This window comes from Nostoc sp. UHCC 0252 (assembly GCF_034931145.1).
Classification (GTDB): Bacteria; Cyanobacteriota; Cyanobacteriia; order Cyanobacteriales; family Nostocaceae; genus Nostoc.
Genome location: NZ_JAYGHE010000034.1, coordinates 63,382 through 79,416 on the forward strand (window position 1 = coordinate 63,382; position 16,035 = coordinate 79,416).

A 16,035-nucleotide genomic window follows, 5' to 3' on the forward strand; every position below is an offset into this window, starting at 1 on the left:
AAACAATGTCAACTGCCCACCAACCAAACAAAAGCAAAAATATTGAAGCCATTTATCCCCTTTCACCAATGCAAGAGGGTATGCTCTTTCATACCCTTTATGAACCTGAATCTGGGGTTTACTTTGAGCAGTTAAGCTTTACTCTGCACGGTAATTTAGATGTTTCTGTTTTTGAACAGGCTTGGGCGAAAGTTGTAGAACGCCACCCGGTTTTGCGTACTCTTTTTGTTTGGGAGAACCGCACTCAGCCACTCCAAGTGGTACTCAAGCAAGTCAATTTGCCTTGGACTTACTTAGACTGGTGTTCCCTATCTCCCCTTGAGCAGGAACAACAGCTAGAAGTCTTTTTAGAATCAGATAGAAATAAAGGTTTTACCCTGGATAAAGCACCGCTAATTCGCTGTACTCTGATTAAGCTAGCCGAAGGGACTTACAAATTTATTGATAGTTCTCATCATATACTGACGGATGGTTGGTGTTTACCCATCATTTACAAAGATGTTTTTGCCTTTTACGAAGCTCTGAAAATAGGGAAAGATTTATATTTACCACCAACCCGTCCTTATAGTGATTATATTGCTTGGTTGCAGCAGCAAGATAAAAATCAAGCGATCGCATATTGGCAAAAAGACCTCTCTGGCTTTCTTGCTCCCACTCCCCTGCTAAAAGACCAAATTCTGCCGTCCAATTCTCAACAAAAAAAGACTTACCAAGAAGTTCCTCTACACCTGTCAGCAAGAACTACCGCCACCCTCAAGGCTTTGGCACAGAAACATCACTTAACTGTTTCCAATTTTGTCACCGGAGCGTGGGCGTTACTGTTAAGTCGATATAGCGGTGAAAAAGATATCATGTTTGGTGCTACTGTGTCTGGTCGTCCTCCCACATTATCGGGGGTGGAATCTATGGTAGGACTGTTTATTAATACCTTACCAGTACGAGTACAATTAGACAGTGAAAGCGAACTGTTGCCTTGGCTTTTGCAGCTGCAAGAGCAACAGGTTGATCGGGAACAGTATTCATACATTTCGCTTTCCCAGATGCAACGATTAAGTGAAGTACCGCCGGGAACTTCCTTATTTGAAAGTATTGTAGTGTTTGAGAACTATCCGCTAGGCGATCGTAGTATATATTCGCCTCCTGCGCCTCCTGATGGCTTACAAATTACTCAGATGCAAGGGATTGCACGGACAAATTATCCTTTGATATTACAAGTAATGGTGGGTGAGGAGTTGTCGGCGCGAATAATTTGCGATTGCTTCGATGCAGATATGATTGTCAGGATGGGAGGTCATTTACTAACTTTGTTGGAAAAAATGGTTGTTAATCCCAGAGTGCGGCTTTGCGAATTGCCTCTGCTAACAGAAGCTCAACGCCAGCAATTGCTAGTGGAATGGAACGATACTACTAGAGAATATCCACAGGATAAGTGCATCCATCAACTGTTTGAAGCTGTTGTCGAGCAATATCCCGATACCGTAGCGGTAGTGTTTGAAGAACAACAACTTACCTATCGAGAATTAAATGCTTTGGCAAACAAGTTAGCACATTACCTGCAAACATTGGGTGTGAAACCAGAGGTAATGGTGGGAATTTGTGTGGAGCGTTCTTTAGAGATGGTTGTAGGATTGCTCGGCATCCTCAAAGCTGGTGGAGCGTATCTACCACTCGATCCAACATATCCTCTAGATCGCTTACAGTACATGATAGAAGACTCTGCTGTGTCGGTGCTACTAACCCAAGAGCCGTTAGTACAGTCTCTTCCTTTGCACCAAGCCCATGTAGTTTGCCTAGACGCAATCTTAGAAACAATTGCCGATCGCAACGAAGCTAATCCCGTCAGTGGGGTAACTACAGACAATTTGGCATATATAATTTATACCTCTGGGTCAACCGGCAAACCCAAAGGAGTAATGAATACCCATAGAGGAATTTGTAATCGGCTGCTCTGGATGCAAGATGCTTACCAATTAACACCAGTAGATCGAGTTTTGCAGAAAACTCCCTTCAGCTTTGACGTGTCTGTGTGGGAGTTTTTCTGGCCTTTGTTGACAGGTGCGAGCTTGGTAATTGCTCAACCAGATGGCCATAGAGATAGTGATTATTTGGTGAAAGCGATCGCCCAGCAGCAAATTACCACGCTGCATTTCGTTCCCTCCATGCTGCAAATTTTTCTAGAAGCACCAGGTCTAGAAAGTTGCACTTGCTTGCAACGGGTCATTTGTAGTGGTGAAGCACTGCCAAAAGAACTCCAGGAACGCTTTTTTGAGCGTTTGCAGTGCGAATTGCATAATCTCTACGGCCCCACAGAAGCAGCAATCGATGTCACGTTCTGGCAATGTAAACCAGACACTAATCTCAAAACTGTACCAATTGGTCGCCCAATTGCCAACACACAAATTTACATTCTAGACCGCAATCTGCAACCGGTTCCTGTAGGAGTTGTTGGCGAATTACACATTGGTGGTGTCGGTCTTGCCAGAGGCTATCTCAACCGCCCAGATTTGACTGCTCAGAAGTTTATTCCCAACCCATATAGCAAGCAACTGGATGCACGCTTATACAAAACAGGGGACTTAGCTTCTTATCTGTCGGACGGTAGTATTGAATATCGCGGACGCATCGACTACCAAGTAAAGATTCGTGGCTTCCGCATTGAGTTGGGAGAGATAGAGGCGGTACTGAGTCAACACCCAGAGGTAAGGGAAACGGTAGTGGTTGTCCGTGAAGACCAACCAAGTGAGAAACTTTTGGTAGCCTACATTGTCCCAAATTGTGAAAAACTCACGATTTATCAACTGCGGGACTTCCTTAAGGAAAAGCTACCTAATTATATGATACCTGCAATCTTTGTTTTGTTAAATACTCTGCCGATTACTTCCAATGGCAAGGTAAACCGCAAAGCATTGCCCGCCCCAGATAGATATTCTCTCTTAGAAGAAGATTTTGTTGCCCCCCGCACCCCAATTGAAGAGGTTTTGGCGGCTATCTGGACTCAAGTCTTAGATATGGAACGTGTAGGTATTTACGACAACTTTTTTGCCATTGGAGGCGATTCTATTCGCGCTATTCAAATTGTCTATGAAGCTAATAAGTATAATTTGCCGATTAAGGGAAAGAATGTATTTGAAAATCAAACTATTTACAGCCTTGCTCAATACATCAATAGTTGCCAGCAAGAGGGAAATAACGCTGCTATCCCTTTACAATTATTAGAATTTACTGAAGATATATCTGACTTACTCCCTAGTGATACTGAGTCTGCATATCCTCTTGCCAAAATTCAAGAGTTTATCTTGCATCATTATTCGAGCGATCGCCAAAAAATGGGAGTATATCATTTTCAGCAATCATACGATATATATGATGATAATCTTTCTTTAGATGCTTTTAAAAAAGCATTAGAGATTTTAGTAAAAAAACATCCAGTTTTAAGAACTATATTTATCACTCAAAACGGAAAACCAGTGTTCCAGGTAGTGAAAGCTAATTTAATATTTTCAATTAATGAACAAGAGATTAGCAATATTGAATTAGATGAGCAGGAAAGTTATATTGATGAAATAGTGAAGCATGATAGGCAAAATTTGTTCAATATTCAAAATCACAATGAACCACTTTTTAGATTTGTAATCTTTCGGAAAGCAAAAAACATATTTGAATTTTTCATGTCAATTCATCATGCAATTATAGATGGCTGGAGCAATGTTGAATTCTTCAAAGAGTTATTTGACTTATATTCTGAAATTAAGAAAGGAGAAGAAATAAAAATAGCCCCTGCTGCTAATGTGTATCAGGAATTTGTAGCTTTAGAGAAAGAAATTATTAACTCACTAGACGCATCAAATTTTTGGAAGCTACATTTAAATAACTGTATATATAAACCATTACAGCCCTTAAGCACTTCTTTAGAACAAGTAGAATATGTTGTTGAAGAATATAAGTTCGATTCAAACATCATTGCTGACTCACGCGAATTCTGCCGAAAATTGAGAATTTCACCAAAAGCACTTTTCCTAAGCGTCTACCTTGACATCATTAGTACTGTAATCAAAGAAAATACGGTTTGTGTAGGAATTGTTTCAAATGGTAGGACAGAAAGATTATCTGACCCATTTAGGGCTTTAGGCTTGTTCTGGAATATTGTTCCACTCTGCCAACAAGTCATAGAAGATAAAGGCGTACAAATTAAAAATGTGCAGCAGTCTCTAATTGATATCGAATCATATATTAGATATCCACTTCTCCAAATTTTTTCAGACCAACAAAAAGCAGAGTTATTCTTCGCTACTTTTAATTTTGTACACTTCCATAATGCCAAAAATATTTTCGATCATCATGGATTGAAAGTGAGTAGCAAAAGGTCTCATGATAAATTCCATTTCCCGTTAAATTATGCTGTGTCAATAGAGCCATTAACAGGAAATATGATCATATATGTAGAATACGATCAAATGTATTTTACTTGCCAACAAATTCGCTCAATGCTTCAAAATTACGTTGAAATGTTCAAACATATGGTGTTGAGGTAACGGTAGGTTCGCCCATTCAAAAAACTAGAAGAAATTAGGACCAGCCCTTTCAAGGTCTTGTAATTTTCCCCAAATTATAGTTAGTTGAAAAAATAAAATTGGTAAACGGGGAATAGCTAGAATGATTATATGTCAAGTGTTTGAGCGTTTTGTAGAAGAAAGTCCGGTTACGGTCATGGTTCGCGGACTTCTCGAAACAATTTTATGTTCTCAGAAACTTGACGAGTTATTTGAGAAAAGTGCAAAAACTCAGTATACAAAGGAATTACTGTTCTCTACGGTAGTAAAGATGATGAATACAGTTACTTGTGGCATTAGACCTTCAATTCATGCTGCATATCAAGCTAAAACATCACAAATGAATGTTTCAGTTACTTCTGTCTGTAAGTGCTGAATTAGTAAGGGAGACAGGAACTTCAATGGAAGCGATTATTCGGCATTTAAACCCACATTCCGCAGGTTAGTTAAGAAAGAAGATAATATTTTCGACAAGGAGCGCCCAAAAACTGGAGAATCCATTGCCTCTCATGGGTTAAGTTGACGATTTGCTTGATTTGGGCGACGGTAACTAAATGAATTGACATAAAACATTGAAACACCCAACGCAAGGTAGGAGTAGAAGTTGGTTTACCCAACCAGGGCTATTTCATTCTAAAAAGTTGCTTAAGTGTGTATAACCCAAAAGAACAGAGCCGTTGAGCTTGTGCCATGTTTTCAAACATCTGGTCACGGTATAAATTGAGTGTAAAATTGCGAGCGATGGTAAAAATATGAGGCAGAGATTTAGTCCGAATTCTAGATGCATCCTCTTCCTGAGTAACGTCTCGAACATAGTGAACTTTATTCTCAACACCCCAATATCCACGGATGCGTTCGGCAAATTCTTTGGCTGTTAAACTGAGTGAAGAAATGTAGTAACGAGTCTCAGTAGTAACTTCAATCAGATGATGTGTAAATACCTGACGTTCTGATTTAACTTGAATTAAAGTGGCAAGTCCAGGCCAAGGACGAATACAATCAAGAGTCCTTAACGGGTGACAAGGTGGTTCAAGATGAGATGTGGCAATAATTTGAGAAAATAAAGTGGCCAAAAAAAGAGGGGGAAATTGCCCCCCAACAAAAAAAATAAATGTTGCCACCATCATATCAAACAATCTTCCGAAAGCACTTGAGTGAACAGCAGTATTTGACACTGGAGATATTGTTGCTATTAATACAAGCACATCGACAAGTTAAGCTCTCGACATTGGCCAGTTTATTTCCGCAAGCAATTACCTATGAAAGTCGCAAACGCAACCTACAAAGATTTTTAATCATCGGTAATCTCTGTGTGAAATTATTGTGGTTTCCCCTAGTGAAACATTGGATTAGACAACAGAGAACAGGACATAGATTAAATCGAGAACAGCGACGTTATATTCACAAACAAAAACATCAAAAATATGGTTATTGGATGATTGCGCTCGACAGAACTCAATGGAAGGGGCGGAATATATTTATGGTGACGTTGGTGTGGGGGACTCATGCCTTACCACTTTATTGGGAAACATTAAATCATGTGGGTAACAGTAATCTAAAAATACAAAAACGCCTTTTAAATACGGCGCTTTCACTGTTATTCAGCAACACAATGACCAGACCCCACGCCAGAGTGATTTTAGCTTTGCTCTCTACGGACAACTATGGATCTATGGCATGGAATTATGGTCTGATTTGGCTTTGAGATTGATGGCGCTCAAGCCTCACAAACGCCTCTATTTCCAGCGTGGCTTTCAGGCTCTATCTCTTATTCAACAAGCTGTGTAGCTACCTTGTCACCCGTTAAGACGGAGGACGGACTCGAATTCGGAAAAACAAGACGGGTAAACGTCGTCAGCATAGTCATCGTCATGGTTATCAAGGTGAATGGACTGAACCGAAGCTACTGACTATTTATGTAGTAGACCAACATGGTAAACGCATCAATACTACTGAGATTCCTGTAACCAACGATGGTACTTATGGTAAGTTTCAGCCTTTTTTGTCATTGTTAGAAATGCATCTGGTTCGTTTGGGAATTAATCTTGCATCTAAAGTGTTGCTAATCGCAGACGGTGCTGAGTGGATTTGGAAACACATTCCACCGTTACTGCAACGTCTGGGTTGTCCACCAGAATCCACGCATCAGTTACTTGACTTCTACCACGCTACAGAATATTTACAGTCGTTTGCCGATACTGCTTTTACTCAACCAAAAGAACGAACTGCTTGGTTTAAAACTGCACGCTCTACCCTCAAAAAAGGACAAGCACAGGAGTTGATTCAACAAATGCAGATTTTGAGTCAAAATGCTAGTCATGAGCAACGCTCAACCATGAACTCCCAAATTCGGTATCTCCAAAAATCCTCTGAACAAGGGCGATTGAGCTATTCTCAACTAGCGGCAATGAAGATGCCTATTGGCAGTGGTGCCATCGAGAGTTTAATTCGCCAAGTGGTCAATCTGCGGCTTAAAGGTAATGGCAAGTTCTGGTTATTAGAAAATGCTGAAGCAATATTGCACGCTCGATGTCAATGGGCTGCGGGAAGTTGGTCAAGTTTTTGTGATTCCATTTTGACTGCTAGACTTTATCCTGCTTGACCCAACTTTTTCGCGTTGCACCCAGTTCTACAGCACTCAACTAAACAACTGGCTCCGGCTGGATGTCAAGAAGCGGGAAGTTTTATCTTTTCCCTCGTACAACTTCTTCACTGTCCCGTTGTGTTGGTATCTCCATTGAAACTGCAACCAAAAGACATTAGTTGCCAAATTGCCAAAATTGCTTAGGGTGTTATCTCTCTGCCATATTCAGACTCCAGAACACTCAACAACTTCTCTTCCACCGCCGTAAGATAAGGACGGTTCAACTTCCCCAACGACTGCAACAGATTCTTGACTGTCTCCTCCAGAGAATCAGAAGATATTTGAGTAATGAGATCGCACAAAGATTGCATCTGTTCGCATTCCTGGGGTAAGTAATCATAAGATTTGAGATGCTGCACCCCAACAGTACATTCATCATCCCAGGTTCTCACGGTACAGCTAAACTCACCAACATGAGAGATGATATCCCAACAGCCACCTTTGTCTCTAAGTTAGGGGTTGTCCTTAGCTAAGATATGGCACACCTCACTAATTTTGCGGGTATTTATTGATCAGCGTTTACTCAACTTTTCACGCCACACCGTACCCAGTATGAGGACGCTTATAAGGTGGATGTAACCCTAACACAATTTCTTCTTTTGTCACTCCCATATCCACTAGTTTCTGGGCTAAATCAACATCCGTCATATTGTGCTGAATCCAGATTTTGCCATCTTTAATATCTATATGAATGAAACAGTTATAAATCCGCTTCATTTCTTCCCAACCTATATCTATTAACTGATAATGGTCATGTTCTGTATCAAAAATTAGCTGAGATTCAACATTAGTGCTTTTATCATCTAAGGTTGCTTCTTTTGTTAATAGATTTCGGATACATTGACGATAAAATTCTATTCTCTCCATTCAACAATTTCCTCCTTATTTGGCTCATAGATAATCAGCTTAAGTTGATAAATCTTTATCGCTTCTTGAACGAATATTTCTTGAAAGAAAGAGTTAAAAGTATCAAACGGCACTGCTAAATAAATTATTCTATCCGGCTCTTTCATTTGTAGAGCCAATCTGTAGTTCAAAAACTGACCCAAAGCTAGATGAAAGTCAAAAATTACTGAACTGCTGACAAAGCTTTTGACCTCGACTGCAATTTTCCGTCCCGCTTTCTGAGCAGCAAAGATTTTCTCTGCTGCTAAATCAATTTCTAGCTTCACTTTATTAATTTTAATTACAAGTGGGTCGGCTGTAATCACCCACTGTTCCTTAATCAACGCTTGTCTAACAGCAGCGTGAAATATATCTTTAGCTGCCATTTCTCCTCACACAAGTTTTACGGCTTTCAGCATCCTTATATTGTAGGTTGATGGAATGCCGCACCCATCTTAACAGAAAGCATACTAGTTCAGACAAAAGCGATCGCTCTTTGCGCGTGAAAGTATGCCAGCAGTAATCCTTGCCATGTTTAGTAATAGTTCCTCAGTTGTTACCTTTCTTCGTATTCAGACTCCAACAGTGCTAACAACTTCTCTTCCACAACAGTAAGATAGGGACGATTCAGCTTCCCCAACGACTCCAAAAACCTCTGCACCGATTCCTCCAGCCCACTGAACTACACGCGACTGATGCGATCGCAAATCACCCGCATCTGCTCGCACTCGGCATTCACTGCATCAGTTATTCTTCTAAAGTAGGCGTTATTTGCTGTGAGCCATGTATTACAGCTAACACATCTATTTGTTCAGTCTTGATGTAATAAATAATCCGATACGAACCTTCGATAACTTCACGAACTTGCTCTGTTTCAAATTCTGGTACAGTTCGACCTGAAAAAGGGAAATTAGCAATTTGTTCCGAACGCTTGGTAATTCTGTCAACTATTCTAGCTGCATACTGTGGAGAGTTTTGAGCAATGTAAGTATAGATTGCTGACGTAGTTTTTCACTCTCCCCCCTAAAACAAGAGTTTGCAGTGTAGGTAAAAGTAGGGGTGACAATCGTGTGGTAATGTAAAAAATGATTTTGCAACAAAGCCAAAGCAGTAATGAATCGACTGAGCAAAGAAGACCTCTCACAGATGAACCAGAACTACTTCCAATCTCTGGATAAAGAGAAATTGGTAGAAGTTGCAGGTAATCTTCATTCTTTAGCTGTCGAACAACTAGAAAAATTAGAGCAAAATTCAAGCAATAGTTCGTTACCCCCATCATCAGACCAATTTAAAAGCAAAGAGAAAGTACCGTCACTAGAATTAGAAGCAACGGGGAGTGAAACTTCCATTTCAGAATCAAAGCAAGAAGATAAGCGCGTTTCACAAGAAAGCGAAAAACCAAAAAACAAGGGATTTGGGAAGAAGTTGCCGGGAAAGCAGGCAGGAGCTAAAGGGATTTGGCGAACAAGCCCCTTAGTAGCAAGCCAGACAGTAGCTCATCATCCTGTAAGTTGTGCATCATGTAATAGTCGGCTAGAAATAGACCCGCAAGCAAAACCCTATATGGGTTATTACGTACTGGAACTAGAAAAATTAGATTCAGGAATAGATATAAAATGCACTCTCCATCATTATTATCAAGCAACTTGCTCTTGCTCCCACCACACTTTATCTAAACCCCTTACAGGTTATATCTCAGTAGTAGAAGGGAGAAGCAAAGATTTATGTTTGCAAGAGTATGGACTTGTTGGGCCCATGTTGGCAACATTTATTGCTTCTCTTGCGATCCGATATCGAATGTCTCGACCGAAAATTAGAGAATTGTTGGATGATTGGATTGGAGTATCGCTTTCGGTTGGAACAATTGACCGTTGTATTCGAGAAGTGGGAATAGCTTGTTCTCCAGTAGTTGAGGAACTTATTGTTGAATTGCAATCGGCAGAAATAATCCACCTTGATGAAACACCCTGGTATGAAAAAGGAAAATATCGGTGGTTATGGGTGGCCATTACAAGTACAATCGCGGTTTTCCACATCGGTAGTCGTCGCAAGCAAGAGCTATTACGACTAATAAGTGAGGCATTTGTGGGATGGTTAGTTACCGATGGCTATGGAGCTTACACTAATTACCCAAAACGCCAACATTGTTTAGCCCATCTAATCCGCAAAGCTATTGCTTTGAGCACATCGGTAGATAAAGAAGTGGCGGATTTGGGACAGTGGTTATTAGAAGAACTGAGGGAACTGATACATTCACTTGCTACTGGCGACGGGGATAAGGATGAATCAGACTCGAACCCCGCTCGCCTCTACCGAGTTTGCCGATTGGCTACAGGAATAGAGCATAACAAGTTAAAGGCTCTGGCAAAAGAGATTTTAGCTGATTGGGATGCAGTGGTTGCCTGTTTTTATAATCCGCAGTTACCACCGACTAATAATGAGGCAGAACGCGCTTTACGACATGCTGTAATTGCTCGACGTATTAGCTATGGCACTCGAACAACAGAGGGCAGTTTGGCTTACTGCTCTGTTTTAAGTGTTATTGAAACATGTCGTCTGAGAAAAGTTGACCCTTGGGCTTATATTGCAATGATTCTTACTCAGGCTCGTCGAGGTATAAAACATCCTCCTATTCCTGTTGCTTTTTAATTGCTTTTTAATGGGGGAGAGTGAAAAACTACCCACATAGTTATCAACAGGCTTGGGCATCTTTCCCACCTCTTGTTACTATTGATAGCTGTTTAACAAGCGTCTTTATCTGATTCTGGTGGCAGTCAATCTCTGCTTTGATTTGCGCTTGTAATTCTTCAGGGGATAGCAGGGTAAGTTCATCTTCCAAGTAATGGTATACTTCTTCACTGTGTTTATTAGGTGAAATGGTGTAACGCCATCCTTCGCCAAATTCTTCAGCAAGGTGAGTACCTTTTTGGTAATAAACTAAGCCGACGACAACACCTTTTGTTGTCAGTTGCCCAAAGGTAAACCGAGGATAATCCCAACCGGAGGCAATGCTAATTGTGGGTTGCATATTTGTGATTGGTGAAATATTTATTGAAGTTGAACTACGCTGCTAAGGGTTTGCTTACTCTGGACTTCCCAGCTAATTTCATAAACTCATCCAGCCCAATAACTGCATTCAACGGCTTGGCATACTGAATCATGTCCACTTCGTTAGACCAGTGGGTAATGTGCTGAAAAACCAAACCGATCATTGATTCAGCTTTGTAGACGCGATAAATTCTGGGGCAAGCTCCATTGCAGTAAACGAGTTTGTAGCCAGAGATTTGAATCACCTCTGCATTTGGATCTGTTGGAGGCAGGAGAATTTTCTCGCAGCATTCGCCCCAGTCATCTGCTTGAAGTAAGGGTACAGTTGTTGTAACGTGTGCCATGATTTTCTTATCGTTTTCGTTATGCAGGCGATCGCATATACAGCAGATCGTCTTTTTCTTTCAGGACTACCAGCAATTCTCATTTTGAAATAAATAGAGTATTAACGCCCATTTTGATTTTCAAAATGTAGTTCTTTTGTACTATATTTTTGAGAGAAGAGATCGAAAAAAATTTCTTGGCTCGATAAATTCAGTATAAATACTCAATTCATTTGAGGAGATGGCCTGAAAAGAAAGGGGAGAAAGCCAGGAAAATAGTTGTGTTTTGAGAATAGAAAACTGAATCAAAATAAAAATTTATAATTGTCGCAAGTTTTGGTAAACTCGGTGAGTTAAAAAATATTAACTAGTCAAATTATTCCAAGATGGCTCAAAAAGCGGCAACCTTAGAAATTTCTGAATTAATGCAATTTTTACGGCAAGAATTATATGATTTACCCGATGAAAGGAAGCCCGGAAATAATACAAAATATCAGGTAGAAGATGCAATGATGGCTGCATTTTCTATCTTTTTTACTCAGTCAGAATCCTTCTTAGACCATCAAAGATTAATGAAAAGTAATAAGGGAAAAGATAACGCAGGAAGTCTATTTTCAATTGAGAAAGTCCCCTGTGATAATCAAATAAGAAATTTGTTAGATCCAGTGCCGGCTGCAACCATCTTTATGGCTTTTCAAGAAGTCTATGAATGGTTAAATAAAAACGGAGTTTTGAAAAAGTTTCTCTACTTAGATGAAGAAATTTTAATCGCTTTAGATGGCACAGAATATTTTTCATCCAAAAAAATTAATTGCCCTCATTGTAATTGTCGTAATCATCGAAATGGAACTACAACTTATTTTCATGGCTGTGTCACACCAATTATAGTTTCTCCTAATCAAAAACAAGTAATTAATTTAGAGCCAGAATTCATTAAAAAACAAGATGGATATCAAAAACAAGACTGTGAAAATGCGGCTGTTAAAAGATGGTTGAACAAGAATAATCAAAATCAGTATGGTTATCCTGTAACTCTTCTAGGGGATGACTTGTATTCTCGCCAACCTATTTGTACCTTGCTGCTAAAACAAGGTTATAATTTTATTTTTGTTTGTCTGAAAACATCACACAAGACTTTATATGATTGGCTAGAATTCTTAGAAAGAAGTGGAGAAATTAAAACCATTGAAAAGAAACAATGGGATGGGCGAAAAAATCTAATTTATCGTTATCGTTATACTTCTAGAGTTCCCTTAAAAGATGAAGATTTAAGTCTCGAAGTTAATTGGTGCGAAGTGACAGTTATTAATGAAAAAACCGAGGAAATTATCTACCAAAATAACTGGATAACTAATCATAAAATCACTCTCAATAATGTTGAAGAAATTGTCAGAGCTGGACGCAGTAGATGGAAAGTAGAGAATGAGGGGAATAACGTTCTGAAAAATCACGGTTATAATTTAGAGCATAACTTTGGTCATGGTGAAAATCATTTGTGCGAATTATTATTGTCTTTAAACTTGCTAGCTTTTTTATTTCATACTGTTTTAGACCTAGTTAATTCTACTTATCAAAAAGTTCGGAAAATATTAGTAACTCGAACTACTTTCTTTAAAGATATTCGGACTTTATTAAAATATTCATGGTTTCCAGATTGGTCGCATTTATTTTCATTGATCATCACAGAACATGACCCATTAAAAAGAGTAGATTCTAGTTGATAAATGTCAATATATTAGAAGAAAAGAAGAAAACTATTTATTAAAAAACTAAAAAGTTGTTGAGAACTTCATCGGAATTTATCAGTTGAAATCGATTTTTCATGGATAAATTTCTGAAAAATTGTCTATCTCCAACATTGGATGATAATTTTTTGTCAAAAAATGATGCTTCGACACAAGTTCTCTATTTAAATAACGAATTTTCTTTGATTTTTTTTCAAAATGAGAATTGCTGGGAATGGTTGAACTTACTAAGTTAAATACAGCTAGCCCCTTCTTAGTTTCTTGGGGTACATCTTCTGGTGTCACTTGAGAAAACGCTACATTCTGATTAGTTAGCCACTTCGTTACAGACTCAACTTTGTGATTATCAACTGCCATGCCCATTAGTCCTAACACTTTGTCTTCTGGTGTAGTGAATAGGAATGTCGGGCGTTCTTTAATTTTTTGCAGTATTGGTTCTGCTTGCTGTATCATCTGCTGTTGTTGTGCGTTAACTGATTGAGTGCCAAAAGCCTGGCTTTCTTTCGTCCAGACTTGAGGATATTCAACAGTGGCAGGATCAACTTTTAGTACTGTTGTTGTGAAATTACTTTGGAGCGTGGCTTGCACGGGAGTTCGCGTACCAAGCTGTAGAACTCCCAACTCTTTTAAAGCTTCCTTGTCTTTTTTGAAGTGCAACAGTCCTAACGGCAAGCCATTGAGAAATACCGCATCTCGTCTTTTGGATGCTGGTACGTCTAAGGTGACTTTTCTATAAGTTTCATCGTCAAACGTCTGACCATTAAAATCATAAAAGCCAATCTTGTTAATCTTGAGTAGATTACCATTTGGCGAAGTAGCGATCGCAAATGCCCGGTTTTTACCGTCTAGAATAGTGGTGAGTTTCAGGTTGAGTGGATTACCGTCTTTGACGTAATTAAACGCTTCTAGCTGCTTTACCGAATCAGTGTCCAATTCTCCTAGCGTTTTGCCATCCAGTTTAATTTTTACCGCTTGGCTTGGGACGTTGACTGTACCAATCTCTAATGTTGCTGTTTGGGCATTAAAACTTTGACCCGCATGGGCAAACTTGCTAATTTCTCTGATGGTGAACTCTACAGGTTCTTTCCCCGCTACTTGAATTGTGGCATTAACAGTAGATGTTTCCTCTGCTATGATGTTGGCTTGTGCTTTTGTCCCAACTGGTAGCTGTCCCGTCCTCGGCTCTAGCATGGCGTATTCTTTGTATTCACCATCGTCACCTTGTACAAATACCAACCCAGAAGCATGACGCTCATGTCCTGGAGGGTGGTGGCTAGCTCTGATTTCTATAGAGTATTTTTCATCAGGGTTCCAGCTAGTATCCTTGAAATTATTCGCTTCATTATCAAGCGTTATCAAAGTCATCTCGGTAAATTGCAGATGCTCTAGTCGAGAGACAATTTCGTCGCGAAAAGCGGCGAAGACAAAGTTTGAAATCTTCTTTTGGAAATTGGTTACTGATTTGTATTTATCTTCTTGATCTTGTCTTACTGCGCCAGCATTCCAAGCCGCCGCTGCTGCTGATAATCTATCAGATTCTGGGATATTTGCTCTGAATGCCGCCGCCGCCGCGTAAGCTTGTTGAAATATCAGCTTGGTTTGCCCTCGACTCATTTCTGGCTTGAGTTCAGCAAGAGTGGCTTCACTGGTTGCCATTCCCGGTGTCAGACTGTAATCTGACACTGACTGCTGGCTAACTGTTCCTAGTCTGCGGTATTTTGGTTTTCCGTCTTCTGTTTCATTATCAATCTGAGCCAGAGCCATTAATGTATGTGGGCATTCTTTTTCGGGAATCTCTTTTAATTTCAGATTAATTGTCTGGGCTTTCCAAATGCCAGGATGACCGTAGCGAGTCAGGTTTGTGATTTCTAATTGCGCCCCCTGTTGTGTTTGGATGATCGCCGACGGCCCTTTTTCGGTTTCGCGCCGTTTTTCCATCGCCATACCAACACTAAATTTTGTGTCAAAGTCATGCTTGGCAACAATCGCCGCAAATCTTTGTTGGGGAGTAAAATCAACTCCTTTAAATAAGTCCTTAAACTGAACTATAGGGCGAGATTCTAGTTGAGACTGCTGAAAGTATTTGTTTGCTTGGCTAATTAGAAGTTCTACTGGTGAATAGCCTGTAGGTGGAATCCCAGAATTTAAGTAAGCTGAATGGGACTTTTTATCTTTAATATAATTAACATCTCTATACAAATAGCGCTTGTTTTCATTAATTAAATCCATCTCAGGTTTTTTAGCGCTTTTGAATAAATCTACTGCTATTTGATTTTGATAGCATCCCTCGGTTGTAGCTTGACGATAAAGAAGGCGATTAACATCTGCGGCTTGTTCTTTCGCTTCAGGAGTTTGAGACTGGTTGAGTGCAACAATCTGTTGCATCAATGGTTTGTATTCTTCTCTGATTGGTTTTGGTTTCTCGTCATTTTCTTCTTGAAATAATTCTATATAGTGATCTGATACTTGCTGAAGATAATTTAATTTTTGTTCAACAGTACCGTAAGTTTTGATGATTTCAATTTCCGATTCCAGCGCTTCGGTTGCTGTTACCTGATTGTTAATAATCCCCACGCTGATGCGATCGCTCATGTGAATAGCGATTTCTTCAAATGGCGGTTGAATTGCAGTTACTGGATCATAAAATGATTCTTTTTCCAGTTTGACTGTGCGGGGGTAGGCGTTTTCAGGCTGGTTCCTGCGCTCGGCTTCGGCTGTCAAGTTGGGGTATAAACTAGCTTGTGCTACACCAATACAATCGCCATCATAATCTCGTGCTTGTCGTTCTGACTCTGTTTCCTCTGGATCTATAAAATCAACGTCAATTCCTTGCGCTTCTT

At 39.8% G+C, this 16,035-nt stretch carries 11 protein-coding genes and 4 pseudogenes; 5 read left to right on the top strand and 10 right to left on the bottom strand.

Annotation, left to right across the window (positions count from 1 at the left end; genetic code table 11):
• Positions 1-5: 5 nt before the first annotated feature.
• On the top strand, positions 6-4,532 hold the full coding sequence (locus tag VB732_RS19300; RefSeq protein WP_323232523.1) for a non-ribosomal peptide synthetase: 4,527 nt from the start codon (positions 6-8) through the stop codon (positions 4,530-4,532).
• 464 nt (positions 4,533-4,996) lie between these two features.
• Here the strand turns inward: VB732_RS19300 and VB732_RS19305 are convergent.
• Positions 4,997-5,167 (bottom strand): annotated as a pseudogene (locus VB732_RS19305) (IS1634 family transposase); the annotation flags it as partial.
• Between the two features lie 6 nt (positions 5,168-5,173).
• Positions 5,174-5,623, bottom strand: a complete 450-nt coding sequence (locus VB732_RS19310; protein WP_323232524.1) for an ISAs1 family transposase — start codon at positions 5,621-5,623, stop codon at positions 5,174-5,176.
• A gap of 38 nt (positions 5,624-5,661) precedes the next feature.
• On the opposite strand from VB732_RS19310, the pseudogene VB732_RS19315 reads away from it, so the two are divergent.
• Together VB732_RS19315 and VB732_RS19320 are read left to right on the top strand one after the other, a co-directional pair.
• Positions 5,662-6,338: pseudogene (locus VB732_RS19315) on the top strand (hypothetical protein).
• Between the two features lie 19 nt (positions 6,339-6,357).
• Positions 6,358-7,152: pseudogene (locus VB732_RS19320) on the top strand (ISLre2 family transposase); the annotation flags it as partial.
• Between the two features lie 182 nt (positions 7,153-7,334).
• Here the strand turns inward: VB732_RS19320 and VB732_RS19325 are convergent.
• From VB732_RS19325 to VB732_RS19345, 5 genes are all read right to left on the bottom strand, one after another.
• Positions 7,335-7,586 carry a hypothetical protein gene (locus tag VB732_RS19325; protein ID WP_323232525.1) on the bottom strand — a complete coding sequence of 84 codons (252 nt, stop codon included), beginning with the start codon at positions 7,584-7,586 and terminating at the stop codon, positions 7,335-7,337.
• A gap of 139 nt (positions 7,587-7,725) precedes the next feature.
• Positions 7,726-8,061, bottom strand: a complete 336-nt coding sequence (locus VB732_RS19330) for a XisI protein (protein ID WP_323232526.1) — start codon at positions 8,059-8,061, stop codon at positions 7,726-7,728.
• A complete protein-coding gene (locus VB732_RS19335) occupies positions 8,049-8,465 on the bottom strand; it encodes a XisH family protein (protein WP_323232527.1) in 417 nt (138 codons plus the stop codon). Before VB732_RS19335 ends, VB732_RS19330 begins: the two co-directional genes overlap by 13 nt.
• Before the next feature lie 186 nt (positions 8,466-8,651).
• Positions 8,652-8,807, bottom strand: a complete 156-nt coding sequence (locus tag VB732_RS19340; protein WP_323232528.1) for a hypothetical protein — start codon at positions 8,805-8,807, stop codon at positions 8,652-8,654.
• Between the two features lie 19 nt (positions 8,808-8,826).
• Positions 8,827-9,075, bottom strand: a complete 249-nt coding sequence (locus VB732_RS19345; RefSeq protein WP_323232535.1) for a type II toxin-antitoxin system RelE/ParE family toxin — start codon at positions 9,073-9,075, stop codon at positions 8,827-8,829.
• 117 nt (positions 9,076-9,192) lie between these two features.
• Between VB732_RS19345 and tnpC the strand changes: the two genes are divergently transcribed.
• Positions 9,193-10,728, top strand: a complete 1,536-nt coding sequence (tnpC, locus tag VB732_RS19350) for an IS66 family transposase (protein ID WP_323232529.1) — start codon at positions 9,193-9,195, stop codon at positions 10,726-10,728.
• A 43-nt stretch (positions 10,729-10,771) separates the two neighbouring features.
• Here tnpC and VB732_RS19355 read toward each other — a convergent pair whose 3' ends face one another.
• Both VB732_RS19355 and VB732_RS19360 read right to left on the bottom strand, forming a co-directional pair.
• Entirely contained in the window at positions 10,772-11,107 is a 336-nt protein-coding gene (locus VB732_RS19355) for a hypothetical protein (protein ID WP_323232530.1), read from the bottom strand.
• A gap of 34 nt (positions 11,108-11,141) precedes the next feature.
• Entirely contained in the window at positions 11,142-11,471 is a 330-nt protein-coding gene (locus VB732_RS19360) for a hypothetical protein (RefSeq protein ID WP_323232531.1), read from the bottom strand.
• 365 nt (positions 11,472-11,836) lie between these two features.
• Here VB732_RS19360 and VB732_RS19365 point away from each other — a divergent pair, with 365 nt between their 5' ends.
• Complete coding sequence (locus tag VB732_RS19365; RefSeq protein ID WP_323232532.1) at positions 11,837-13,171, top strand: transposase; 1,335 nt, start codon at positions 11,837-11,839, stop codon at positions 13,169-13,171.
• Positions 13,172-13,270: 99 nt separating this feature from the next.
• Here VB732_RS19365 and VB732_RS19370 read toward each other — a convergent pair.
• Positions 13,271-16,035 (bottom strand): annotated as a pseudogene (locus VB732_RS19370) (hypothetical protein); the annotation flags it as partial.

What these genes read in the sequence shown, in the direction of transcription:
- VB732_RS19360 (WP_323232531.1), bottom strand. Translation starts at nt 11,471, where the DNA reads ATGGCACACGTTACAACAACTGTACCCTTACTTCAAGCAGATGACTGG.
- VB732_RS19300 (WP_323232523.1), top strand. Translation starts at nt 6, where the DNA reads ATGTCAACTGCCCACCAACCAAACAAAAGCAAAAATATTGAAGCCATT.
- VB732_RS19355 (WP_323232530.1), bottom strand. Translation starts at nt 11,107, where the DNA reads ATGCAACCCACAATTAGCATTGCCTCCGGTTGGGATTATCCTCGGTTT.
- tnpC (WP_323232529.1), top strand. Translation starts at nt 9,193, where the DNA reads ATGAATCGACTGAGCAAAGAAGACCTCTCACAGATGAACCAGAACTAC.
- VB732_RS19365 (WP_323232532.1), top strand. Translation starts at nt 11,837, where the DNA reads ATGGCTCAAAAAGCGGCAACCTTAGAAATTTCTGAATTAATGCAATTT.
- VB732_RS19335 (WP_323232527.1), bottom strand. Translation starts at nt 8,465, where the DNA reads ATGGCAGCTAAAGATATATTTCACGCTGCTGTTAGACAAGCGTTGATT.
- VB732_RS19330 (WP_323232526.1), bottom strand. Translation starts at nt 8,061, where the DNA reads ATGGAGAGAATAGAATTTTATCGTCAATGTATCCGAAATCTATTAACA.